21 protein-coding genes and 2 pseudogenes are annotated in these 23,238 nt (G+C 34.9%); 14 read left to right on the plus strand and 9 right to left on the minus strand.

What is annotated here, in order from left to right; all coding sequences use genetic code 11:
- Positions 1-683: 683 nt before the first annotated feature.
- The 12 genes and pseudogenes from FPB0191_RS12495 (at position 684) to FPB0191_RS02595 (ending at position 12,664) form a co-directional block, all read left to right on the plus strand.
- Positions 684-3,458, plus strand: a complete 2,775-nt coding sequence (locus FPB0191_RS12495; protein ID WP_202965370.1) for a DNA translocase FtsK — start codon at positions 684-686, stop codon at positions 3,456-3,458.
- Between the two features lie 188 nt (positions 3,459-3,646).
- Positions 3,647-4,192: pseudogene (gene lolA, locus FPB0191_RS12270) on the plus strand (outer membrane lipoprotein periplasmic chaperone LolA); the annotation flags it as partial.
- 66 nt (positions 4,193-4,258) lie between these two features.
- A pseudogene (locus FPB0191_RS12500) lies at positions 4,259-4,486 on the plus strand (DNA translocase FtsK); the annotation flags it as partial.
- Positions 4,487-4,676: 190 nt separating this feature from the next.
- Positions 4,677-5,273, plus strand: coding sequence for an outer membrane lipoprotein periplasmic chaperone LolA (lolA, locus tag FPB0191_RS02555; protein WP_039103789.1), 597 nt, complete (start codon positions 4,677-4,679; stop codon positions 5,271-5,273).
- Between the two features lie 64 nt (positions 5,274-5,337).
- Positions 5,338-6,672: a replication-associated recombination protein A gene (locus FPB0191_RS02560; RefSeq protein WP_039103791.1), complete on the plus strand. Its 1,335-nt coding sequence runs from the start codon at positions 5,338-5,340 to the stop codon at positions 6,670-6,672.
- 252 nt (positions 6,673-6,924) lie between these two features.
- Complete coding sequence (gene rpsP / locus FPB0191_RS02565; protein WP_039103793.1) at positions 6,925-7,173, plus strand: 30S ribosomal protein S16; 249 nt, start codon at positions 6,925-6,927, stop codon at positions 7,171-7,173.
- 32 nt (positions 7,174-7,205) lie between these two features.
- Positions 7,206-7,733, plus strand: a complete 528-nt coding sequence (rimM, locus tag FPB0191_RS02570; RefSeq protein WP_039103796.1) for a ribosome maturation factor RimM — start codon at positions 7,206-7,208, stop codon at positions 7,731-7,733.
- A 60-nt stretch (positions 7,734-7,793) separates the two neighbouring features.
- Entirely contained in the window at positions 7,794-8,546 is a 753-nt protein-coding gene (gene trmD / locus FPB0191_RS02575; protein WP_039103798.1) for a tRNA (guanosine(37)-N1)-methyltransferase TrmD, read from the plus strand.
- 31 nt (positions 8,547-8,577) lie between these two features.
- A complete protein-coding gene (gene rplS / locus FPB0191_RS02580; protein ID WP_039103800.1) occupies positions 8,578-8,928 on the plus strand; it encodes a 50S ribosomal protein L19 in 351 nt (116 codons plus the stop codon).
- A 297-nt stretch (positions 8,929-9,225) separates the two neighbouring features.
- A complete protein-coding gene (locus tag FPB0191_RS02585; protein ID WP_039103803.1) occupies positions 9,226-10,632 on the plus strand; it encodes an aspartate aminotransferase family protein in 1,407 nt (468 codons plus the stop codon).
- 55 nt (positions 10,633-10,687) lie between these two features.
- Complete coding sequence (locus FPB0191_RS02590; protein ID WP_039103805.1) at positions 10,688-11,743, plus strand: GNAT family N-acetyltransferase; 1,056 nt, start codon at positions 10,688-10,690, stop codon at positions 11,741-11,743.
- A gap of 39 nt (positions 11,744-11,782) precedes the next feature.
- Entirely contained in the window at positions 11,783-12,664 is an 882-nt protein-coding gene (locus FPB0191_RS02595) for an arginase family protein (RefSeq protein WP_039103807.1), read from the plus strand.
- 55 nt (positions 12,665-12,719) lie between these two features.
- Here FPB0191_RS02595 and FPB0191_RS02600 read toward each other — a convergent pair whose 3' ends face one another.
- Genes FPB0191_RS02600 through FPB0191_RS02620 form a run of 5 tightly spaced genes read right to left on the minus strand, consistent with a single transcriptional unit; the run spans position 12,720 to position 16,328 of the window.
- Positions 12,720-13,907 (minus strand): DegT/DnrJ/EryC1/StrS family aminotransferase, encoded by a 1,188-nt coding sequence (locus FPB0191_RS02600; RefSeq protein ID WP_039103809.1) that lies wholly within the window; start codon positions 13,905-13,907, stop codon positions 12,720-12,722.
- Positions 13,908-13,938: 31 nt separating this feature from the next.
- Complete coding sequence (locus FPB0191_RS02605) at positions 13,939-14,328, minus strand: DMT family transporter (protein WP_039103811.1); 390 nt, start codon at positions 14,326-14,328, stop codon at positions 13,939-13,941.
- Complete coding sequence (locus FPB0191_RS02610; protein ID WP_419185256.1) at positions 14,328-14,684, minus strand: DMT family transporter; 357 nt, start codon at positions 14,682-14,684, stop codon at positions 14,328-14,330. Before FPB0191_RS02610 ends, FPB0191_RS02605 begins: the two co-directional genes overlap by 1 nt.
- A gap of 10 nt (positions 14,685-14,694) precedes the next feature.
- On the minus strand, positions 14,695-15,546 hold the full coding sequence (locus FPB0191_RS02615; protein ID WP_039103813.1) for an alpha/beta hydrolase: 852 nt from the start codon (positions 15,544-15,546) through the stop codon (positions 14,695-14,697).
- Positions 15,547-15,554: 8 nt separating this feature from the next.
- Positions 15,555-16,328 carry an MtnX-like HAD-IB family phosphatase gene (locus FPB0191_RS02620; protein WP_082018214.1) on the minus strand — a complete coding sequence of 258 codons (774 nt, stop codon included), beginning with the start codon at positions 16,326-16,328 and terminating at the stop codon, positions 15,555-15,557.
- A 260-nt stretch (positions 16,329-16,588) separates the two neighbouring features.
- On the opposite strand from FPB0191_RS02620, the gene FPB0191_RS02625 reads away from it, so the two are divergent.
- On the plus strand, positions 16,589-17,326 hold the full coding sequence (locus tag FPB0191_RS02625; protein WP_039103814.1) for a response regulator: 738 nt from the start codon (positions 16,589-16,591) through the stop codon (positions 17,324-17,326).
- Positions 17,319-18,677, plus strand: a complete 1,359-nt coding sequence (locus tag FPB0191_RS02630) for an ATP-binding protein (RefSeq protein ID WP_052236710.1) — start codon at positions 17,319-17,321, stop codon at positions 18,675-18,677. The genes FPB0191_RS02625 and FPB0191_RS02630 overlap by 8 nt, the downstream gene beginning before the upstream one ends.
- 106 nt (positions 18,678-18,783) lie before the next feature.
- Here FPB0191_RS02630 and FPB0191_RS02635 read toward each other — a convergent pair whose 3' ends face one another.
- The 4 genes from FPB0191_RS02635 to FPB0191_RS02650 all read right to left on the minus strand — a co-directional run bounded on the left by FPB0191_RS02635 (position 18,784) and on the right by FPB0191_RS02650 (position 23,070).
- On the minus strand, positions 18,784-19,986 hold the full coding sequence (locus FPB0191_RS02635; protein ID WP_039103815.1) for a BaiN/RdsA family NAD(P)/FAD-dependent oxidoreductase: 1,203 nt from the start codon (positions 19,984-19,986) through the stop codon (positions 18,784-18,786).
- Between the two features lie 11 nt (positions 19,987-19,997).
- Positions 19,998-20,858: a pyridoxal kinase PdxY gene (pdxY, locus tag FPB0191_RS02640; protein ID WP_039103816.1), complete on the minus strand. Its 861-nt coding sequence runs from the start codon at positions 20,856-20,858 to the stop codon at positions 19,998-20,000.
- A 10-nt stretch (positions 20,859-20,868) separates the two neighbouring features.
- Complete coding sequence (locus FPB0191_RS02645; protein WP_039103817.1) at positions 20,869-22,149, minus strand: MFS transporter; 1,281 nt, start codon at positions 22,147-22,149, stop codon at positions 20,869-20,871.
- 216 nt (positions 22,150-22,365) lie between these two features.
- The gene (locus tag FPB0191_RS02650; protein WP_039103819.1) at positions 22,366-23,070 is read right to left on the minus strand and encodes a GntR family transcriptional regulator; all 705 of its coding nucleotides are present in this window, start codon (positions 23,068-23,070) and stop codon (positions 22,366-22,368) included.
- Positions 23,071-23,238 lie beyond the last annotated feature (168 nt).

Raw genomic sequence — 23,238 nt, forward strand, 5'->3', positions numbered from 1 at the left:
GAATTTCTCAACCGACCTTAATGGTCGGTTTTTTTATATTTGAAATTTGATTAATTTTAAGAATGATTTGGACTAATAAAGTCAAGATAATGTCATTTAAATTAAACAACATTTTTATTTTTAAGTTATCAGTTAATTGAAAACGATTATTACATTAAATGATATGCTTATTTTTATGCATTCGCTAATGTAATTTGAAGGTCAGCAGAAGTAATACAATCATATTTTTAAAGGACTCGCTTAGCATTTGAGTGTAAGTTAGACCTTAAATAACCTTACAATAATTAATGATATAATACTCACAAACTAGTATTATAACTATAATTACTTTATACTAAATTGTATAGGTGTGTAAATTGATTAAAAAGTTCTTTTAAAGGGGAATTAGAAATCTTTAAATTTCTGTTCATCGGTTAATGATTATTCTTTTAAATACCCGAGTATTGATTAAATGATCATAATATTACGAAGTTTTAAAGAATAGTGTATTAGTAGTTTACCAAATTCGTCAGAATGTTTAGGGGCATTTATAAGTCAGTTTATTGATATTAAAAAATGATCATTTAATTTGAGCATATTTATATTTCTTTATGATTATTTTCAATTTTTTAGTCGCATTTGGTAAAATTACATATATAATTAGCTCTTCATTGGGCGTGTAGAATTTAACTATTAGGTATATTTTGAAAACGTCAGATACTCCAATTCAGCCATTACTTAAGAGAAAATTTACGTTTAAGCTATTTATTATAGAAACATTACTATTTCTCACTATTTTTGGTGCCATTTATTTAATGTTAGCTTTAATTTCTTTTTCACCAGCTGATCCGGGATGGTCACAAACTGCTTGGCAGGAGCCTATTCATAATTGGGGTGGAGAAGTTGGCGCTTATTTATCGGATTTTCTACGACAGTTTTTTGGTTATGTAGCTTATGCAATACCGATTTTAATCATTATCTTATCTTTTCAAATTAGGGTAAATATTCGGATTGAGAAGCCTATAAATTACTTTAGCCTATCTTTCAGAACGATTGGTGTTATGGCCTTTATTTTCTGTACAGCAGGTTATTTTGCTTTAAATATTCCAGATATGGAACAACTACAAGCGGGTGGAATTATAGGTGATATTGTTGCAGAGGAGATACTAGCGTTAACAGATCATCTTACAGCAACATTGCTGTTATTGTTTATTAGTCTTGCAAGTATTACTTTATTAACGGATCTGTCTTGGTTATATATTCTTGAAAAGGTTGGGGCGTTGGTTGTCTTTTTTGCAATGCCATTAATGACTTCAATTACACATATCTTTAAGGGATTAATAAGCAAAGTTATTCGAAAGAAAGATACTCAAACTCCTCCAATATCAAAAAGTTCAAATAAAGTGAGGATGCAAAATAGGATTCCAGTTGCAGAATATCAACCTGCAATTCGTGAAATGCATAATGAAACGGCTTCTATCGCAGCCGGTTTTGTATCAAGAAATGAAATAGCAACTAAATTAAGCTTTGATAGGGAAGGAATGGCACCAGATGTTACCATACCTGAAGTTGCTAACGATGAACTATATACTATTTCGATTGATGAAAATGCTCCCCCTCCTCAAAGGTCGGTAGCTGAAGATAATACTCAATTTCGTGAATTCTCAATCAATCCGGACTATTACGCTCCGATTACGACTTTTCCCAAAGGAAATAGTGATAATTCACAAACCGTATCTAAATCTTCTAATATTCAATCTTCACAAGATATTAAACCCTCTCAAGAGGAAGTTATCCATGAAATACAGCATATTTCAACTTTAGAAGAGAATATTGAACCTAACCCATCAATTCCAGTGGAGACAAGTACAACGCTGCTATCAATGGATGAAGTTCCTGTTAATCCAAATCCAAATACTATTAGAGAAAATGTGCATGATAGTTTGATTCATCCATTATTACAGAAAAATACGCAGCCGCTTGTTAAACCAACAACACCATTACCTTCACTTGATTTACTAACGGCGCCTCCGACTAAGCAAATTGAAGTTGACCATAATGCACTGAAGAAAACAGCAGCATTATTGGAAAAAAGTCTAGCTGATTATCGTGTAAAAGCTCGTGTTGTCGGGTATCTACCCGGTCCTGTTATTACTCGTTTTGAAATTGAATTAGCACCAGGTGTAAAAGCTTCTAGGATTTCGACACTCGATCGTGATTTAGCCCGTTCTTTGTCAATGCCTTCGGTACGTGTAGTTGAAGTTATTCCCGGTAAACCCTATGTAGGAATAGAGTTACCAAATAAACATCGTCAAACGGTATATTTTCGAGAAGTTTTAGACAGTGCACAATTTAAAGATGCACAATCACCTTTAACCGTTGTATTAGGTAAGGATATTTCCGGGCAATCAGTTGTCGCTGATTTAACTAAAATGCCTCATTTATTAGTAGCGGGAACAACTGGCTCAGGTAAGTCTGTTGGTGTTAATGCGATGATCTTAAGTATCTTGTACAAATCTCAGCCAGAGGATGCCAAATTTATTATGATTGATCCGAAAATGTTAGAGTTATCGGTTTATCAAGGTATTCCTCATTTATTGACTGATGTTGTAACCGACATGAAAGATGCTGCCAATGCACTTAACTGGTGTGTCAATGAAATGGAAAAACGATATCGCCTTATGTCGGCATTAGGTGTTCGTAATATTGCGGGTTATAACGATAAAATTAAACAAGCTGAAGAGATGGGGCGACCTATCCCAGATCCACTTTGGAAACCAACTGACAGTATGGATATTGATATGCCTACGCTGGAAAAACTGCCTTATATAGTAGTCATCGTGGATGAGTTTGCAGATTTAATCATGGCCGTTGGTAAAAAAGTTGAAGAATTGATTGCCCGATTAGCCCAAAAAGCGCGCGCTGCAGGCATTCATTTAGTATTGGCTACTCAGCGTCCTTCAGTTGACGTAATTACTGGTTTAATTAAAGCGAATATTCCAACGCGTATAGCCTTTACTGTTTCGAGTAAAATTGATTCGCGCACTATTCTTGACCAAATGGGGGCAGAATCTCTACTTGGCATGGGTGATATGTTGTATCTAGCTCCGAATAGTTCAATACCAATTCGTGTACATGGTGCATTTGTTCGTGATGAAGAAGTTCACAGTGTTGTACTTGATTGGAAAGCGCGAGATATTCCGACGCAGTATATTGATAGTATAACCTCGGGTAGTGATGATGGAGAGGGTAATAGTTTTGATAATGGCGATGAAGAACTCGATCCGCTTTTTGATCAAGTTGTAGATTTTGTTATTGATAAACGCCGAGCGTCAATTTCTAGTGTACAACGACAATTCCGGATCGGATATAATCGAGCAGCAAGAATTGTTGAGCAAATGGAAATGCAGGGAATTGTCAGCCCTCCAAGTCACAATGGTAATCGTGAAGTCTTAGCTCAACCTTCAAATTTTGATTGAATGAATATCAGATAAAATTTTCAAGATAAGGGATATCTCTACAATACAGATATCCCCGCTGTTGTTAGTTATAATTTTTCCCTTTAACCTGTCTTTTTATACAGATATTATTTATTATAATTTGCTGCCAAAACAAGCAATATGATTTATGATAGTTTCCACAATAATAAACAAATAAGGTAAATCGTATGAAAAAGATCCTAGTACTATTGAGTTTATTGATTTCATGCGCAGCTTGGGCTAATGCTAAAGATGTTTTACAAGAACGATTAGCTAAAGCTGATAGTTTTTATGCTCGTTTTGAACAAACAGTTAATACGACCGATCACCAATTGATTCAAGAAAAAGAAGGTGTATTTTGGCTTAAGCGACCCAATTTATTTTACTGGACTAGTTATGAACCAGGTAGTACAACATTTATTTCTGATGGCATTGATATCTGGATGCATACTAAACAGCTCAAGGTTATGCCATTAGAACAGGCGGTTGAAAATCGTTTATTTGATAATCATTTACTATTATTAATTACTGATCCAAGGAGTCATGTTTGGCAAGATTATCAGGTAAAACGTGAACAAAATCATTTTACTTTACAGCCACTTGATAAGAGTCAGCAATCTTATAAGATTAGCGTATTACCAACAGGTATGATTACTGATTTTACGATTATTGAAAAAAATGGTCAGCAAAGTATATATGAATTATATTATCAAGCACTAGGAGGATTAGATAATCGAAATTTTCATATCAGCGTTTTTGTTGATGGGGAATCGTATGATATTCCGGTTAAATATATTGATAGTATTACCTTGAGTGGTGATGAAGAAATCGATCCGGATTTTAATTAGGTTGTAGATTTTGTTATTGATAAACGCCGAGCGTCAATTTCCAGTGTAAAATGACAATTCCGGATCGGATATAATCAAGCAGCAAGAATTGTTGAGCAAATGGAAATGCAGGGAATTGTCAGTCCTCTAAGTCACAATGGTAATCGTCAAGTCTTAGCGCAACCTTCAAATTTTGATTGAATGAATATCAGATAAAATTTTTCAAGATATCGGGGATATCTCTACAATACAGACATCCCCATTGTTGTTAATTATAATTTTTCACCTTAACCTGTTTTTTTATACAGATATTTTAATTATAATTTGCTGTCAAAATTAGCAATTTGATTTATGATAGTCTCCACGATAATAAACAAATTAGGTAAATAGTGTGAAAAAGATCCTTGTACTATTGAGTTTATTGATTTCATGCTCAGCTTGGGCTGATGCTAAAGATGTTTTACAAGAACGATTAGCTAAAGTTGATGGTTTTTACGCTCAATTTAAACAAACAGTCAATACTGCCGATCACCAATTGATTCAAGAAGGTAAAGGTGAACTTTGGGTTAAGCGCCCCAATTTATTTAATTGGCAAATTAATGAACCAGATAATACATCAATCATTTCAGATGGCATTGATATCTGGATTTATACCCCCGCGGTTGAACAGCTCACAGTTATGTCATTAGCACAGGCGGTTGATAATCGATTACTTTTATTAATAACTGATCCAAAGAGTCATGTTTGGCAAGATTATCAGGTAAAACGTGAACAAAATCATTTTACTTTACAGCCACTTGATAAGAGTCAGCAATCTTATAAGATTAGCGTATTACCAACAGGTATGATTGCTGATTTTACGATTATTGAAGAGGATGGTCAGCAAAGTATATATGAACTATCTCACCAAAAACAGGGTGGAATAGGTAACCAACATTTTCATTTCACTGCACCAGAGGGTGTAACATTAGATGATCAGCGTAATTAACTTGAGGTAAAACATATATAGTTTTTCTCAAGAAGACATATATCATGAATAGGTAGTTCGTTTTATGACAAGTTTCTCACTTGATTTTACAGATGATTCCTATAAACCCTTAGCTGCGCGGATGCGACCGCGTACTTTATCGGAATATATCGGTCAATCACATTTAATGGCAAAGGGTAAGCCATTACCTAATGCGATTGCCGCTGGGCATTTACATTCAATGATTCTTTGGGGACCTCCGGGCACCGGCAAAACAACATTAGCCGAAATAATTGCGCATCATGCTAATGCTAAAGTTGAACGTCTTTCCGCGGTCACATCCGGTATAAAAGATATTAGAGAAGCTGTGGAGCGAGCGAAGAGAAATCAACAAATAGGATTTCGTACTATTTTATTTGTGGATGAAGTACACCGTTTTAATAAAAGTCAACAAGATGCATTTTTGCCATTTGTTGAAGATGGTACGGTGACTTTTATTGGTGCTACGACAGAAAACCCCTCGTTTGAATTAAACTCAGCACTACTTTCACGTGCAAGAGTTTATTTACTTAAATCATTAACCGTTGAAGATATTGAAAAAATATTACAGCAGGCAATGGATGATAAGGAGAGAGGGTATGGCAATCAAAATTATGTGTTAAGTGATGAAACGAAACGACAAATTGCTGAATTTGTTGCTGGTGATGCTAGGCGTGCATTAAATACCTTAGAATTATTGGTTGATATGTCCGGTGAAAATCATATTCTTACGCCCGACTTGCTTAAAGAAGTAATCGGAGAACGCAGTGCTCGTTTTGATAATCAGGGGGATCGCTATTACGATTTAATTTCTGCGGTACATAAGTCGATTCGAGGTTCAGCACCTGATGCGGCATTATATTGGTATGCACGAATTATCAGCGCAGGGGGTGACCCTCTATATGTCGCTCGTCGTTTATTAGCCATTGCTTCGGAGGATGTGGGGAATGCTGATCCACGTGCTATGCAAGTTGCATTAGCTGCTTGGGACTGTTTTACACGAGTCGGACCTGCGGAAGGTGAAAGAGCAATAGCTCAAGCCATTATATATTTAGCCTGTGCGCCTAAAAGTAATGCTGTTTATCGTGCTTTTAAACAAGCAATGAAAGATGCACAGAATTTACCGGATTACGATGTACCCGAGCATTTACGTAACGCTCCAACCAAATTAATGAAAAAATTGGGTTATGGCGAGGAATATCGATATGCACATGATGAGATCAATGCTTATGCGGCCGGTGAGAATTACTTTCCGCCTGAAATGGCAGATACCGTGTATTATCAACCCACTGTTCGGGGCGCTGAACGACAATATCGTGAGAAATTAGCATGGTTAGCCGATTTAGATGCAAAAAGTGATCGTAAACGTTATAAAAAATAATTATTATCAAAATGATAAGTTATTTTGTTACATTATTAAGCACAATTGTAATTAGCTTAATAATGCCTATTGTTTTATTCGTTCTACATAATCGAGTTAATCATTCTAATCCCCTATTTTATTGGGATTAACCATTGCACTTCCGCTAAAAAAGAGTATAATTTCGGGGCTTTTATTTCTGTTTTGCCAATAAATTAATTCGCATTTCAGTAATAGGTTTAGCAAGAAACAATTTAAATTAAAGAGGAAGTTATGGTAACTATTCGTTTAGCTCGTGGCGGTTCTAAGAAACGTCCATTTTATCAAGTCGTTGTGACTGATAGCCGTAACCCACGTGATGGTCGTTTTATTGAGCGCGTAGGTTTCTTCAATCCAGTTGCTCAAGGTAACGCAGAGAAACTACGTTTAGATCTTGATCGCGTAAATCACTGGGTAGGTTTAGGTGCTACTATGTCTGATCGTGTGCAAACACTAGTCAAACAAGCACAAAAAGCTGCTTAATCCTAACGAATAACAGCTTAGGTAATATGTAAATGAATACTGAAAATTTAATCATTGTTGGCAAACTCGGTTCAAGTTATGGCATTCGTGGTTGGCTAAGGGTATTTTCATTTACTGAAGATCCAGATAGTCTTTTTGATTACAAACCTTGGTATATTCTAAGAGCTGGAAAATGGCAAGAAGTTGAAGTTGAAAGCTTCAAACCACATAACCAAGATACTATCGTCAAACTGAAAGGTATTGATGACCGAGATGAAGCCAACTTGTTAACAAATTATGAAATTTATGTTAACGCTCAAGATTTACCTGATTTAGATGAAGGTGATTTTTACTGGAAGGATTTAATCGGTTGTAAAGTGGTAACTATTAATGGTTATGATTTAGGTCAGGTTACTGATTTAATGGAAACTGGTTCAAATGATGTATTAGTGGTTAAAGCTAATCTGAAAGATGCATTTGGAGCAAAAGAACGATTGATCCCGTTTGTTGAAGAACAATTTATTAAATACGTTGATTTATCAGCTAAACAGATCACTGTAGATTGGGATCCTGCTTTTTAATTTTAGTTGTGAATAACAGTAACTTAAAATTAAGCATCATTATGGTATTGAGGGCAAAAGATGAAAATTGGCGTGATTAGCCTGTTTCCTGAAATGTTCCAAGCAATAACTTGTTATGGTGTGACAGGTAGAGCCGTAAAAAACAATCTACTCGAAGTTATGTATTGGAATCCGCGTGATTTTGCTTATGACAAGCATAAGACGGTTGACGATCGACCGTACGGTGGTGGTCCTGGCATGTTAATGATGGTGCAACCATTACGTGATGCAATTCATGCAGCAAAAGCACAATTGGGTAACGATAGTAAAGTAATTTATCTGTCTCCACAAGGACGTAAACTCGAGCAAGCTGGGGTTTATGAGCTATCCAAGCAAAATAAGATGATTCTTATTTGTGGTCGATACGAAGGCATAGATGAACGGATAATCCAAACCGAAATTGACGAAGAATGGTCTATCGGTGATTATGTGTTAAGTGGCGGAGAGTTACCCGCAATGGTCATGATTGATGCAATTGCCAGATTTATTCCTGGTGTTTTACATCATGAATCCTCAGCAGAGGAAGATTCATTTGCTAACGGGTTACTTGATTGTCCACACTATACCCGTCCAGAAGTGTTAGACGAAATGGCGGTGCCAGATGTATTAATGTCAGGTCACCATGAAGAAATTCGTCGTTGGCGATTAAAACAATCACTAGGACGAACTTGGCTTAGAAGAGAAGATCTTCTATTAAATCTAGCTCTGACTGATGAAGAGCAATGTTTGCTAGCTGAATTCAAAGCTGAATTTAAGCAGCAACAGCGCGATTAAGATTTCAGTGAATCTAGGGAAGAGAATTGATATGAAAAACGCTATTATTCAGCAATTAGAACAAGAACAAATGAAAAAAGACATTCCTGCTTTTCGTCCGGGTGACACCGTTGAAGTAAAAGTATGGGTTGTTGAAGGTAACAAAAAACGTCTTCAGGCTTACGAAGGTGTTGTTATCGCTATTCGTAACCGTGGTTTACATTCTGCATTCACTGTGCGTAAAATTTCTAACAATGAAGGTGTAGAACGTGTATTCCAAACTCACTCACCAATTGTTGACTCAATTACTGTGAAACGTCGTGGTCAAGTGCGTCAAGCTAAACTTTACTACTTACGTGAACTTCGTGGTAAAGCAGCACGTATTAAAGAGCGTCTTGCTTAATTACTTCGGTAATGCAGTATTTAACCAGCCACACTTGTGGCTGGTTAGAGCAAAAAATCTAATTTTATCATCTTCATTCTTATCAATAATTACAACCATATTTAACTTTAACTGATAGGTTAAATCTTTTCTCATTGTTGGCATTCAAATTTGAATTTTTACTAAACTAAGTTTTGTCACCAGTACGTACAAACTTGTTACAAAATGCAAACATTAATCCTACTGTAATAATTTCATATTCGATAATAATAATTATCACAATTAAAAGTATGTAAAATAAAAATTCTGGAGTTTGTCATGAGTAAATCTAACGATCAAACAACAAACCACTTACCAAGTGATGAACAATTGTTGGCTGATGAAGCGCAATATTGTTCATATGGTGATACTGTGCATTATGCTACCCCTGCTAAAATCTTTACCGGATGTGATGGTAGTTATATGTATGATCGTCATGGTACCTCTTATCTTGATTTACAAATGTGGTATTCTGCATGTAACTTTGGTTATGCAAACAAACGTTTAGATGAAGTATTGAAAAAACAAATCGATACTTTACCACAATGTGCAAGTCAATATCTTCACCCTACCAAAATTGAATTGGCTAAAATTATTGCCCAAGATATGGAACGTAAATTTGGACATAAAGGTCGTGTTCACTTTAATGTTGGTGGCTCACAATGTATTGAAGATTCATTAAAGCTAATACGTAATGCTTCTAATGGTAAAAGCCTCATGTTTGCTTTTGAAGGTGGATACCATGGACGTACTTTAGGTGCCTCTTCTATTACATCAAGTTATCGTTATCGTCGTCGCTATGGTCATTTTGGTGAACGAGCGATGTTTATTCCTTTCCCATATCCGTTCCGTCGTCCGAAAGGAATGACTCCCGAAGAATATGGTGAACACTGTGTTGCACAATTTGCGCGTTTATTTGAAACAGAATATAACGGTGTATGGGATCCTAAAGCAAACCAATCTGAATATGCCGCATTTTACGTAGAACCATTACAAGGTACAGGTGGTTATGTTGTTCCACCACGTAATTTCTTCAAAGGCTTGAAGAAAGTACTTGATCAATACGGTATTTTAATGGTTGTTGATGAAATTCAAATGGGCTTCTATCGTACCGGTAAGTTATGGTCAATTGAGCATTTTGGAGTAACGCCGGATGTTGTTGTTTTTGCTAAAGCATTAACTAATGGTTTAAATCCTTTAGGTGGTATGTGGGCTCGTGAAGAGTTAATTAATCCACAAGTATTCCCTGTTGGTTCTACACATTCAACGTTTGCATCAAATCCATTAGGTACGGCATTAGGTCTTGAAGTTATGAAAATGACGCAAGAAACTGATTATGAAACCATGGTTATGGAAAAAGGTGCTTACTTCTTAGACGGCTTACGTGAACTTGAGAAGAAACATAAAGAAATCGGTGAAGTTGATGGATTAGGCTTAGCTTTACGTGCAGAAATCTGTACTGAAGATGGCTTTACACCAAATAAACCATTATTGGATAAGATGTTCGACATCGGCTTATTAGGTGATTTAGACTATAAAGGTCAGAAAATGGGTCTTATACTTGATGTGGGTGGCTATTATAAAAACGTTATTACGTTTGCTCCTTCACTTCATATTAGTAAGGGTGAAATTGATCAAGCGATTGAATTACTAGATCAACTTATCACACGTGCTAAAAAAGCATAATCATTTCTTACACTTAAAATAGGGCGCTTTTTGCGCCCATTGATAATATTAAAATATGAAATACCTAAATCAGTTAGAACCAAATTCTTTAATTTCCCATTTTTTACAGCATCCTCCTTATGATTTTAATGCTTGGCTAACTTGCGAACAGGTACCACTATTTGATGCAACATTTGATTTACTTACCACAGCAGAAGATGATTTTAAGGCTAAATTAGATAAAATCCCGGGTAAAAAATGGTGGCATAAATTAATTAAAATTAAAACGTTATTTGTGGGTACGACGGTATCTGAATATGCATTATTTAATGCAGAAATTACGCCAGATAAGTTTGTTGAATCCTTGAAACAACAATATGCTAGCAAATATCCCTTAATTGTAGTTAAAGATATTCCATATGAATCACCTTTACAGTCAGATTTTGCTAATCAGTATGATCAGCAAATGATAACGGCTCTTAAACAGCAGGGTTTTATAGAGCTTGAAGGTCAAGCCTTAGCTTGGGTAGCTATTGATTTTGTTGATATCGATGATTATATGTCTCGTCTTTCTTATAAGCGACGTAAGAATTTTCGACGTAAACTAAAAAGTCGGCAAAATATCACTATTGATGTGGTTCATTGCGGTGATGACTGTTTTTTTGATGAAGAGACTTTAAAACAATATTATCAATTATATCTAAACGTTTTTGCGCAAAGTGAAATTCACTTTGATAAATTATCAGAAGACTTTTTCAAAGCCTTATTGCAAGATAAAACATCGAATAGTGTTATTGTTACTTATCGTCATGATGGTAAACTGATTGGCTATAATATCTGCTTTATTGAAAATAATGCGTTAGTTGATAAGTATATAGGTTTTGATTATCCAGCGGCTAGGGAATTTAATCTTTACTATATTAGCTGGTTCTATAATTTAGAATATGCTTTGCAACATGGTTTAAAACGCTATATTGCAGGTTGGACGGATCCAAAAGTAAAAGCTGATTTAGGCGCTACATTTACGTTTACTAAACAACTAGTTTATATTCGTAATCCATTATTAAGGGCAATATTAAAACGTTTATCCTCTCATTTTGAAAGTGATCGACAGCATCTTACAAATAAATGATAACGATATATGATAAGGTTTTTGAAAGGAGCTTAGTTTATGTATAACCCCGTCATTTTGAATTTTGATGACAGTGTTGGCAAAATAGAGCCAAGTTTGCAAATTAATTTAACGAATTATCAAGAGACAATCCGTTTTGGTTGTTCTTTTGCCCGTTATAATCAACTAGCAGCTAAGCTTAATGCACAATTACCCAAACAGATCGGAACCGTTTTAATGGGAAGTGGTGATTATCATCATATGAGCTTAATGCTTATTGAGCGTTTAAAATCGCAGCTTAAACCTAAACAGCAAATTCAAGTCGTTATCTTTGATAATCATCCAGATAATATGCGTTATTTATTTGGCATCCACTGTGGATCTTGGGTGAGTTATGCAGCTAAGCTCCCTTTTGTAAGTCATGTTCATGTTATTGGTATAACTTCACCAGATATTGGCGTGTTTCATGCATGGGAAAATCGTTTATCACCACTAATCAAAAATAAACTCACTTACTGGTGTATGGATGTAAATGTAGGTTGGGCTAAATTATTAGGCATACAAAATGCATTTCTAAAGTTTGAATCGCCAAACGATTTAATTAAATCATTTATAGCTGAACAATATCAAGATAATAGTCCAGTTTATCTTTCAATCGATAAAGATGTATTGAGTGAAGAAGTTGTTAAAACAAATTGGGACCAAGGTAAACTTAAACCGTATCATTTGTTTGATGTTATTTCAGCATTGAATGAACGTATTATTGGCAGTGATATTTGTGGCGAAATATCTAGTTTTAAATATGCTAGCCGTTTAAAGCAATTTTTAAGCCAATTAGATGATCAACCAATTATCCCGGAATCATTATTAAAAACATATCAATCACAACAACATGAATTAAATCTAGAATTGCTTTCCTGCCTTTCTCATACTAACCGATAACGCAATTTGCGTTTATCGGTTTTCTTATTGTTTTTGAAAAGTTATCAATTTGTAATTATTTAACTTGTTTTTCTATCGTATCAAAAATAATTTTAAATTGTTCATCCGTCAGCCATAAACTATTAGTTATGGTTAACATCGTTTGAGCAAAATTCAGCGCATTAGGCATTGATTCTTGCGGAATAATCGTTTTTAAATATTCATAATGAGGCAAATCATGGATAAATAATCGACTTACTCCAAATGGTGATACCCATAACTCATTTAGTATATTGTCACGTATTTTTTGTGAAGGTAGTTGAATCATGATGAAAGGCCAGACTGATTTTCTATTTTTTACTGAACTCGTCACAACATTGATGTTTGGTAATTGTTTCAAAAGTGCGATTCGATGCATCGCTTGTTTTTGTGTTTGTTCAAAAAAATCAGGTAAACGATCGGCGGCATGTACTGCTACATTTTGTCTTAATTGACTGACATGATGAAGCGGAATTGAAAAATCAAAATCATCACCAACAGCTTCAACTAATTTGGCTCGATTAATTAACCGTCTACGTGATTGACCATAAACAAAATGTAAACCAAAGGGATTATATAAAGCCGTATAACCAACTAGTTCGGCTATTCGTTTAATTTCAAAAAATGGTCGTTTAGGAATAATTTGCTCTTGTGTTTGACGCAATTGATTATTTAAAGCAAGATCATTACTTGTAAATAACCCCCCTTCAAACATAGTTAACCCTTTGCCTGCTGCCAAACTAAAAAAAACGATATCACCGTATTCACCAACATCCGCCCCTAAGGCTTGTGCGGCATCTTCAACTACCGTAATTTGATAAGGCTTTGCTAACATTTTAACGCGCTCTATATCAGCGACTTGTCCACCCAGATGGGTAGGTAAAGCGGCTAATACCTCTTTATCTAACAAATCAGGTAGTTGTTCGAAATCAAAATCGAAACTATTAATCGCTAAATCACATAATCTTATTTTCAGACCACAGTGATGAATAGCTAAAGCAACTAAAGGACAGGTATAAGCGGGAATGATAACCCAAGGTTTATTTGGGTAGCGATGCTTGAGGGTAGTTAAACTAATAATCAGTGCAGCAGTTCCAGAGCAAGTTAATTGCAATGGTGGCAATGACAATTGTTGACTAATTTTAGTTGTTAATGATGTTTTAGTTGGTAACCAGTCTCGCCAGCGAACCGGCAGACCAGCAGTTGGGGGATTTTCATAAAACAACGTATTGTCCTCACTGATTATTGTACATTAATCATGTTTCGGGATTAGGTTGAAGTTTGTGTTCAGCTAAGGCTAGAAAAACAATCCCAATGATAATAAAGGCGGCACCTAATAATCTTAATAATGTAATTTGTTCGTTAAATATCCAGTAAGAAGCTAACATAACTGTTACTACTTCAAGATGTGATGCTGCAAATGCTGGACCTATCGGCGCTTTTTTCAGTAACAGCATCCACGTAAAAAAAGCACCAATATAACCAAATACAGCAGTATAAACCCAAGGATTAGTAAACACGCGTATAATCCAATCAAAACTCATTTCTAAAGGTTCAGCATGTTGGGCTGTCAACTTAAAACTACATTGCCCGAGAGTATCAAATAGCAATAGAAATAAAAAACCAATTAAATAAAATTTACGCATTATGATAATCCTACTAATATGACACCACCGGTGATAAATAACATACCGGCAATGCGATATAAAGTGAATGCTTCCTTAAAAATAATCCGCCCAACAACCATAATCGCTATGATATTGATCGAGCCTAATAAAATACCTTGAGAGAGTGGTACTAATGTTAAAAACGCTAGCCACAATAAAAATTCAGCGACATAAGAACCGATACCAATCCATAACCAATAATTACGAAAGAGATCAATCCAATAATACCAACCACTACGATTTTGTGGGGCAGTTGCCGAATACTTAAAAGCTATTTGCCCTAAGGTATCTAAGGTTATATTTGCAATCCATAAAACAATAACTAATGGGGTGATCACTGTCGTTTTACTCCTCGTCCGAGTTTCCATTGTTAGTATTTTGCTTGACGATTTGATCAAAAAAAGCGATGGATTCTTTGATCACATGACGACGTTGACGATCGATAGTTATCATATGATAGCTCTCACTTAAAGCAACGAATTTAGTTGGAGCATTTACCGTTTTTTCGACTAAACGTGCATTTGTATTAATATTGGCAATATCATCATTTTCAGAATGCATAATCAAGCATGGAGAAACAACTTCAGACAATTGACTCTTTACTTTTTTGGCTAATAATTGCATTTCGGCTAAGGCTGGGAACGGGTTGCCCGCTAAACCAGCAGCAGCACTATCACCACTAAACATACTTTCGACAATGGTTGCCCGAATACGCTCATCTTTAAGACCATAAGGCGGTTGTTCTATAAATGAACGTTTTTGAAATAGATGGAGTTTCTTTAGTAATGGTAAAATTGGAAAGAATGTCTTAGAAAACCAAGGCATACTCCAACCATCATAATAGAATGTTGCACCATAAACACCTACGCCTTTGATTTTATCAGGATAGTCGGCTGCCAATTTTAGGGATAATAGCGCCCCCATGGAAAGCCCACCGACAAACAAACAACCCTTTGCTTTACTAGCTAAAAAGGTGAGTGCCTCTTCTACGCTTTTATACCAATCTTGCCAAGTTGTACGGCATAAATCAGCCTCATCACCACAATGACCAGCTAATTGCATACAATATACACTATAACCGGCTTTATTTAGCCCCTTTGCTAGAATTCGCATTTCAGTTGGCGTGCCGGTTAAACCGTGTATAAGTAATATTCCATTTTCGTTACCGGGTAGAAAAAAAGAGTTATCAGTAATCATATAAAAAATTAATCCGTTAATGTTATTGCGATAGATTGATCCATGGTATTTTGAAGAATTTTAGGTAAGAACTTAAGGACATCATCAAAACCATGAATCGCATGATAAGCAATATTGTTATCCTGACAATAATTGATCAACTTGCTTTTAGCAAAGACTACATCGACTTTATTTGATACACAAAAGTCAGAAGCGCCATCACCAACATAAAGGATCGAATTAGTTTGTGATTGATGCTGTTTTACTAAAGCACACTTACAGTTACCACTACCTTTAACACAAGTTTTATTAGCATAAGGGAAGGTTAGTCGCCAACCATTATTGAAATCATGCAGTAAATGATTAGCGTAAATTGGAATATCTTTAATACCATATTTTTTTAAAATATACTCAATTGCGTAATCTAAACCATCACTCACAATTTTCACTGCTATTTTTTGACGGTGAGTATAATTTAGAAGATCAATAAAATAAGGATCGATAGTGATGGTATCAAGAACTTCGTTAAGTTGTGGTAAGCTTGCTCGCATTAAGGCTATTTGCTTACTCATACACTCTTTAGAACTAATTTTTCCGGCTAACCAGAGTTCTTCAAGTTCTTCGCAGCCTTCCATACCAAAATGTTGCAGCAGGGTATCGGTGACATCCAAATCACTAATTGTGCCATCAAAATCTGATAAGATGATTGGTTGTGACGGAGTTTGCCAACCACTAAGAAAACAGGCATTTAAAGGTTCAGAAAAATGGTTGGCATTTTTAGTAATTGTTGAGAATGTATTCATTGTTGTACCACAATTCATTGTCAATAATCGATATCGTAATAGCTAATAGTAGATTTGAAGATTAAGATGAGATGGAAAAAACCACTTCATATTACATAATAAAATTATAAAAAATTCTTACTATTTAATATGTAGTTATTTTGTATCGTTTTTGTAACAATCAGTAAAATGATGCAAAAACGGTATTTACTTAGAAAAAAAAAGTTGATTTCGTTATAATATTATCAATTTATAAATAAATCAAATCAGTATGGTGATTTATGAACGGTAGTATATTGATCATCGAAGATGATGAACGTCTTGCTAATCTTATTGTCAGTTATTTATCGAAGCACCAGTATGATGTAGCATGGTATCCACGAGGTGATAGTGCTGAACAAGAGATCGCGCGTTTAAATCCCGATATTATTATTTTAGATGTAATGTTACCGGGTAAATCAGGATTCGATATTTGTCGTGATATTCAAGCATGGTATACAGGTTATGTGTTAATCATGACGGCTAGTGAAGATAATCTTGATGAAATTATTGGTTTAGAATTAGGAGCGGATGACTATCTAGCTAAACCCGTTGAGCCTCGATTATTATTAGCTAGAATTCGTGCTTTATTACGTCGTCGACAAACTGATAATGGTTTAAACCATAAGCAAGCAAATGAATCAACACCACCAAAAAATAATTTACATTATGGTCCACTAGTCATTAATTTTGATCGACATTTTGTAAGTCTAAATCAAAAAGAAATTAGTCTAACTACGGCTGAATTTGAATTATTGAGTTTGTTAGTACGTAATGCCGGAACGATTTTATCACGTGACGATATATATAGTCAGGTACGCGGCATTGAGTTTGATGGTCTTGATCGCTCTATGGATGCCAGAATATCACGTTTACGACGTAAGCTATCGGGTGATGATGAAAGCAATAGTCAGCAATACATCAAAACAATTCGCGGTAAAGGTTACTTATTTAATTATGACGAGGGTTACGTTGTTTAAAACATCACAATATAAAGAGCGCATTTATCTATTATTTGTCAAACGATCTTTATTTTATTTGATTATTTTATTAATCATTCAATCATTAATCGCATATGGTTCTATTCTATTATTTGATATATTACCAGAATCGTTAACTGGTATGCCTAAAGAGCATGTTATTCAACGACAATTACAAACGGGGGCAGCCAATTTAATACGCTTACAAATAGCTGAACATCCGGAACGATCGGCACAGGAAACACTTAATCAATTACAACCTCTTTTTGGTTACCAATTAATGCTAACACCAAATACTCACAATTTAAGTGATACCGTTGAAGAGTCGTTAATTCATCATGGAATTGGTTTTGATGACGAGGATAGCTATATTTATGCCACGTTAGATGACAACAATTTACTCAAACTTGGTCCAATGGCATCGTCAGATATTTTAGATGCAAACTTAATGTCATTTTGGATTTATCTTATTTTATGGTCAATTATAAGTTCAATAATCTTTTTTATTATATTTTATTTAGCATTTTCGCATTATTGGCGTGATACCGTTAATATTCGTCATACTGCTGAAGCCTTAACAGAGGGTAATTTAAAGGCACGAGTAAAACCGGCACAAACATGGTTATTTAAACCTCTAACAATTGTATTAAATCGAATGGCAGCACAAATTGAGCATTTGGTGACTACCAATCAAACTATGAGTCATGCTATGGCTCATGAACTACGCACACCATTAAGTCGTGTACGTTTTGAACTAAGTATGATGGAAGAGGCACAAACGATTGATGAGGTTATTCCTTATATTGATGGAATTAAACAAGATGTCGATGAATTAGAGGCATTGATCAATATCAGCCTGAATTTCTTTAAATTACAGCAGAATAAAATTGTTCCAAATTTGACTACTGTTAATTTGCCAATATGGGTGAATAAACTATGTGATTCACTAATGATGCTAAAACCAGATAATTTTAGTTTTCTCCATCGTTGTGATTATATTGAATGTCAAATTGATACTCGTTTAACCGATATCATTATCAAAAATTTAATCATGAACGCCTTTAAATATGCTAATAGTCAAGCTGAATTAACAATTTATCAAAAGGATAAAAAACTATTTATTGAAGTTGACGATGATGGTGCAGGGATTAACCCAGTTGAGCGACATAAAGTATTTATTCCTTTCTCGCGTCTCGATACTAGTCGAACGCGTTCAACGGGTGGTTATGGATTAGGACTGGCTTATGTTAAATTAATTGCCGAAGCACATAACGGTAGTGTATTTATTACCACGAGCGAATTAGGTGGTGCTAAATTTGTCGTCATTTTAAATCATGATTTAGGTGAGTAATTAACTAATAAAATAGTACATTTTTAAATTGAAACCAAAACGGATGAAGAATTCACAGTCATTTTGCAAACAATGGCTGTGAATAGTCGCATGGTCAATATAGTATTTAAATTTGGGATGTAATTTGACTTGCACAAGCATGAGCACTACTCCAAGCCCATTGGAAATTATAGCCACCTAACCATCCAGTCACATCAACAACTTCTCCAATAAAGTAAAGATTAGGTACGGTATTCACTTCCATCGTTTTAGATGATAGGCTGTGGGTATCAACTCCTCCCAATGTTACTTCAGCAGTCCGGTAACCTTCGATACCATTGGGGATAAATTGCCAGTTGGTTAACTGTTCAATCACTACTTGTTGTTGCTTATGGTTCAATTGTTTTAATGGTAGATCTTCAATCTTAGCTAAACGTATCAAACAATCGACCAAGCGTTTTGGTAATAATTTAGCTAAGATAGTTTTTAATTGTTGATTCGCTGCTTGCTGCCGTTGTTGGGTAAAAAATGATAATAAATCAATATCAGGTAATAGATTAATCTTGATCATGTCACCCATTTGCCAATAGTTAGACAATTGGAGTGCTGCTGGTCCAGATAACCCCCGATGTGTAAACAGAATATTACCTCGAAATGATTTACGACTTACCGCAATTTCAACATCGACGGCAACTCCTGCCAAAGTAGATACATGTTCAAGTAACTCAGGTTGCAAAGTAAAAGGTACTAAACCTGCTCTTACCGGCACAACAGGAACGGAAAATTTTTGGGCAATCTGATATCCAATAGGGGTGGTGCTTAATTTCGGCATTGATAACCCACCGGTTGCAATAATGAGCTTATCAGCAGCAATCGTGCCATGATCGGTATCTAGGACAAATCCCGAAGTGGTTGAATTGACATCTCGTAATTCAGTTTGCATCTTAAATTTGACTTGCCCCTTGTTACATTCACTTAATAGCATGTCCACAATTTGTTTTGCACTTTCATCACAAAATAATTGACCTAATTCCTTCTCATGATAAGCAATACCATAACGCTGAACTAAATCAATGAAATCCCATTGATTAAAGCGTTTTAATGCTGATTTACAGAAATGAGGATTTTGTGAAATATAGTGTTGGGGTTCAATATTTAAATTGGTGAAATTACAAAAACCACCTCCCGACATCAAAATTTTACGACCTGGTTTTTTTCCGTTATCAATTATAGTGACATCAAAGCCTTGTTTACCAAGTAAGCCAGCGCAAAAAAGTCCAGATGCTCCGGCTCCAATAATTACTATTTTCGGTGACACAAAATTAGACATTGTACAACTCGTTAAATCTTGACTGCTCGATAAAGCATTTGTGGATGCTGGATAAAATGCTGAGCTTTAATAATCTCTAACTCTAAACTATTTTGCTGTTTAGTTATATCTAATACATCATTGGCAATATTGGCAGCTAATTCAAATGCAGCCAGTTCAGACTTACCATTTACTAAATGAGCAGTAAATGTAGAACAGATTAGATCACCCACACCAATAGGACGACGGGTAAAATCGTATAAAGGACGAGTAAGGTGATAAGTAGCTTGCTCATTAGCTAAAATCATTTCAAACTTACTGTTGTCTTTACCCGCATGAAGTAAATTTTTTACAATAATATTAACGGTATTTTGTTGTTTTAGGCTATTTACTGCATTAAGAACATCATCAAAATTTTGTAATGTCTTTTGCGATAAAAGTTGCAATTCCAATAAATTAGGGGTGATATAATCAGCCAATTTAACCGCTTTTTGACTGAAAAAATCAATGAGATCACGAGGAATTGAACTTCCCTTGTTTATATCACCACCCATAACGGGATCACAGACATAAATAGCGTTGGGATTATATTGTTTAATTTTTTTGACTGCTTGATAAATTTCTTCACCTTGTTTAGCACAACCAATATAGCCTGAGATGATTGCATCTATTGATGCCAATACACCGATTTGTTCTAAGCTATTAATAATACGAGAGATCTGTTTATCCCCTAAAATGATACCATCATAGTGAGGATAAATTGTACTACTTGATAATTGAACAGTATGAACAGGCATTACCTCAATACCTAGTAATTGCATAGGAAACGTGGCAACTTTATTGCCAGCATAACCGTAAACTACATTAGATTGAATCGATAAAATGCGTTTCATAAATCGCTTTTTATTCCTCATAATGTTTAAATTTGTTAAGTAAATAAATACAGGTAATCGAAATTAGCGCTAGTCCACAATAAAATAATGCTAATGGATACCATGTTGTCTTAAATTCTAGAATTAAGTATCCCCCTACCAACGGTATTAAACTACCAAAAATGGCAGCGCAACCTTGGTAACTGATAGAAAGGGCAGTGTAACGAATTCGAACTGGAAAAACTCGACTTAGGTAACCAGCTATTACACCATAAAAGCCACTATAACAAATGACTAGAATCGATATACCAATAATAAAACTAGTTTTGTTTGCCTGATTAACAATCGGGAATAGAATAAATAACGATAACATTGCTAAAGTCGCTGAAAGTATTAGAAAATGTGCGGCTTTCATACGTTCAGAAAAATAAGTAATAAACGGTTGCGATATAAAGTGCACAATAGCAACCCAAAATAAGGCATCTAAAATCACAGGTTTATCGACTTGAAGGGCTATCGTTGTATACCCAATCATTATAGTGTTGGAAAAAATACCACTAAACGATAAGATATTTGCCCCAATTGCTAAAATTATCAATGGTAGCGCTTGTTTTGTTACCTGAATTAACGGTGCGGACTCTTTTTGTTTAATGATAGCTTGTTGTTTTTCGGATTCAACAAATACTGGTGATTCAGTTAACGTTACTCTTGCTATAACGCCGATGATCAAAAGCACGAAACTAATTAAAAACGGAATACGCCAATATTGTTCTTCAAAAAGTAAAGATTTTGGTAATCGCAAAATATAAGAAAAGACTAGTAATGCCAGTACATTTCCTGCAGGGCTACCCCATTGAGCAAAAGAGGAGAAGAAATTTTTGAACCCTTTAGGTGCATGTTCACCTGCTAATAGCACCGCACCGCCCCACTCACCGCCAACAGCGATGCCTTGTAAGATCCGTAGCAACATAAGTAGAATTGGCGCTATTACGCCAACAGAGGCAAAAGTTGGTAATAACCCAACAGAGGTCGTGGCGATTCCCATTAGCATCAAAGTGATTATTAATGATTTTTTTCTACCTAATCGATCCCCGATATGTCCAAAAATAATAGCGCCCAATGGACGTGCTAAAAAACCTATAGCAAAGGAAGCAAAAGAACCTAAGATTGCTATAAATTCGTTATCCGCAGGGAAAAATAGCTCGTTAAAAATTAATACTGAAGCTAGTGCATAAATATAAAAGTCGTACCATTCGATAGTTGTGCCTATAAACGCGGCAAAAGCAACTTTTTTTGCTGAAGAATGAGCCATATTTCCTCGCTTAATTAAATTGATTATGTGATTTTTAGCGAAAATAACAAAGTTTAGATTATTACCTAGTTATTATAAACAAGCAAGTTAAGACTCATGATTATCAAAAAGAATTGGTAAGTATCTCCTTTGATTGATAAAGATTTTCTTAACAAAGGGGGATTGATTTGGATTAAAATCGATTTATTAATGATCAAGTTAATAAGATAATTTGTTTTATTTTGCATGACTTTGCACACAAAATTTTGCATTATCTTTGTGATAAATGACCTTTGAAAAGTCGAACGGTTCCCCTGAATTGGTGTAGAAAATTTCCTGCATAAATAGTGCTGTTGTCCCTGCCGGTAATTGTAAGTAACAACCGGTCAATTCATCTATAGCAATCAATTCTAGATATTTATCTGAAAACCCGATATTAATTTGATATACGTGATCGATATATTCAAATATAGAATTTTCAGCTATTTCTCTATTTAAATAAGGTATTAGTTTTTTAAGATAATAGGATTGCTCTAAAGCATAAATCTTACCGTCAAGATAGCGTAATCGTTTAACATAATAGACTTCGTCATCTGCTTGACAGTTTAAATTAGTTTGAACTTCGTCATTAGGAAAAATGACATCTAGGGTTAGGACTTGTACACCTCCAGCTAAGTTACCTAAATCCTCGGTAAAACCGTTACTTGTGACAAGATTAAGGTAACCCTTTTTTTTACGCTGTCGTACAAATATACCGCTTCCCTGTACTTGATAGATAACACTTTTACGCTCTAAACGATCAAGTGCTTTAATAATGGTTGTTCTACTAACTTGATACTGATTAATTAACTCTTCAATATTAGCTAACTGACTACCTTTAGGTAAATCTTGTTGACATATTGAATGGTATATTTTTTCGGCTATCACTTGGTATTTCAACATTAATATTCACATCAACTTATATAAAAAATAAATAAACGATTAGTTATAGTGCATATTAATGATATCGTCACTATATGAAAACTTAAATAGTAAAAAATGATGATCTTGATCACAAACAATAATATTGTTAATTAACAATTATTTTGGTTGCGTTTAGTATTTACACTT

Origin of the sequence: Frischella perrara (assembly GCF_000807275.1) — a bacterium.
In the GTDB taxonomy this organism is placed as follows: Bacteria; Pseudomonadota; Gammaproteobacteria; order Enterobacterales; family Orbaceae; genus Frischella; species Frischella perrara.

Excerpts from the sequence above, each read along its gene's own strand:
- FPB0191_RS02605 (WP_039103811.1), bottom strand. The coding sequence starts at position 14,328 with ATGCGTAAATTTTATTTAATTGGTTTTTTATTTCTATTGCTATTTGAT.
- rpsP (WP_039103793.1), top strand. The coding sequence starts at position 6,925 with ATGGTAACTATTCGTTTAGCTCGTGGCGGTTCTAAGAAACGTCCATTT.
- FPB0191_RS02595 (WP_039103807.1), top strand. The coding sequence starts at position 11,783 with ATGTATAACCCCGTCATTTTGAATTTTGATGACAGTGTTGGCAAAATA.
- FPB0191_RS02560 (WP_039103791.1), top strand. The coding sequence starts at position 5,338 with ATGACAAGTTTCTCACTTGATTTTACAGATGATTCCTATAAACCCTTA.
- pdxY (WP_039103816.1), bottom strand. The coding sequence starts at position 20,858 with ATGAAACGCATTTTATCGATTCAATCTAATGTAGTTTACGGTTATGCT.
- rplS (WP_039103800.1), top strand. The coding sequence starts at position 8,578 with ATGAAAAACGCTATTATTCAGCAATTAGAACAAGAACAAATGAAAAAA.
- FPB0191_RS02585 (WP_039103803.1), top strand. The coding sequence starts at position 9,226 with ATGAGTAAATCTAACGATCAAACAACAAACCACTTACCAAGTGATGAA.
- rimM (WP_039103796.1), top strand. The coding sequence starts at position 7,206 with ATGAATACTGAAAATTTAATCATTGTTGGCAAACTCGGTTCAAGTTAT.
- FPB0191_RS02645 (WP_039103817.1), bottom strand. The coding sequence starts at position 22,149 with ATGGCTCATTCTTCAGCAAAAAAAGTTGCTTTTGCCGCGTTTATAGGC.
- FPB0191_RS02650 (WP_039103819.1), bottom strand. The coding sequence starts at position 23,070 with ATGTTGAAATACCAAGTGATAGCCGAAAAAATATACCATTCAATATGT.
- FPB0191_RS02620 (WP_082018214.1), bottom strand. The coding sequence starts at position 16,328 with ATGAATACATTCTCAACAATTACTAAAAATGCCAACCATTTTTCTGAA.
- trmD (WP_039103798.1), top strand. The coding sequence starts at position 7,794 with ATGAAAATTGGCGTGATTAGCCTGTTTCCTGAAATGTTCCAAGCAATA.
- FPB0191_RS02625 (WP_039103814.1), top strand. The coding sequence starts at position 16,589 with ATGAACGGTAGTATATTGATCATCGAAGATGATGAACGTCTTGCTAAT.
- FPB0191_RS02635 (WP_039103815.1), bottom strand. The coding sequence starts at position 19,986 with ATGTCTAATTTTGTGTCACCGAAAATAGTAATTATTGGAGCCGGAGCA.
- FPB0191_RS02615 (WP_039103813.1), bottom strand. The coding sequence starts at position 15,546 with ATGATTACTGATAACTCTTTTTTTCTACCCGGTAACGAAAATGGAATA.
- FPB0191_RS02590 (WP_039103805.1), top strand. The coding sequence starts at position 10,688 with ATGAAATACCTAAATCAGTTAGAACCAAATTCTTTAATTTCCCATTTT.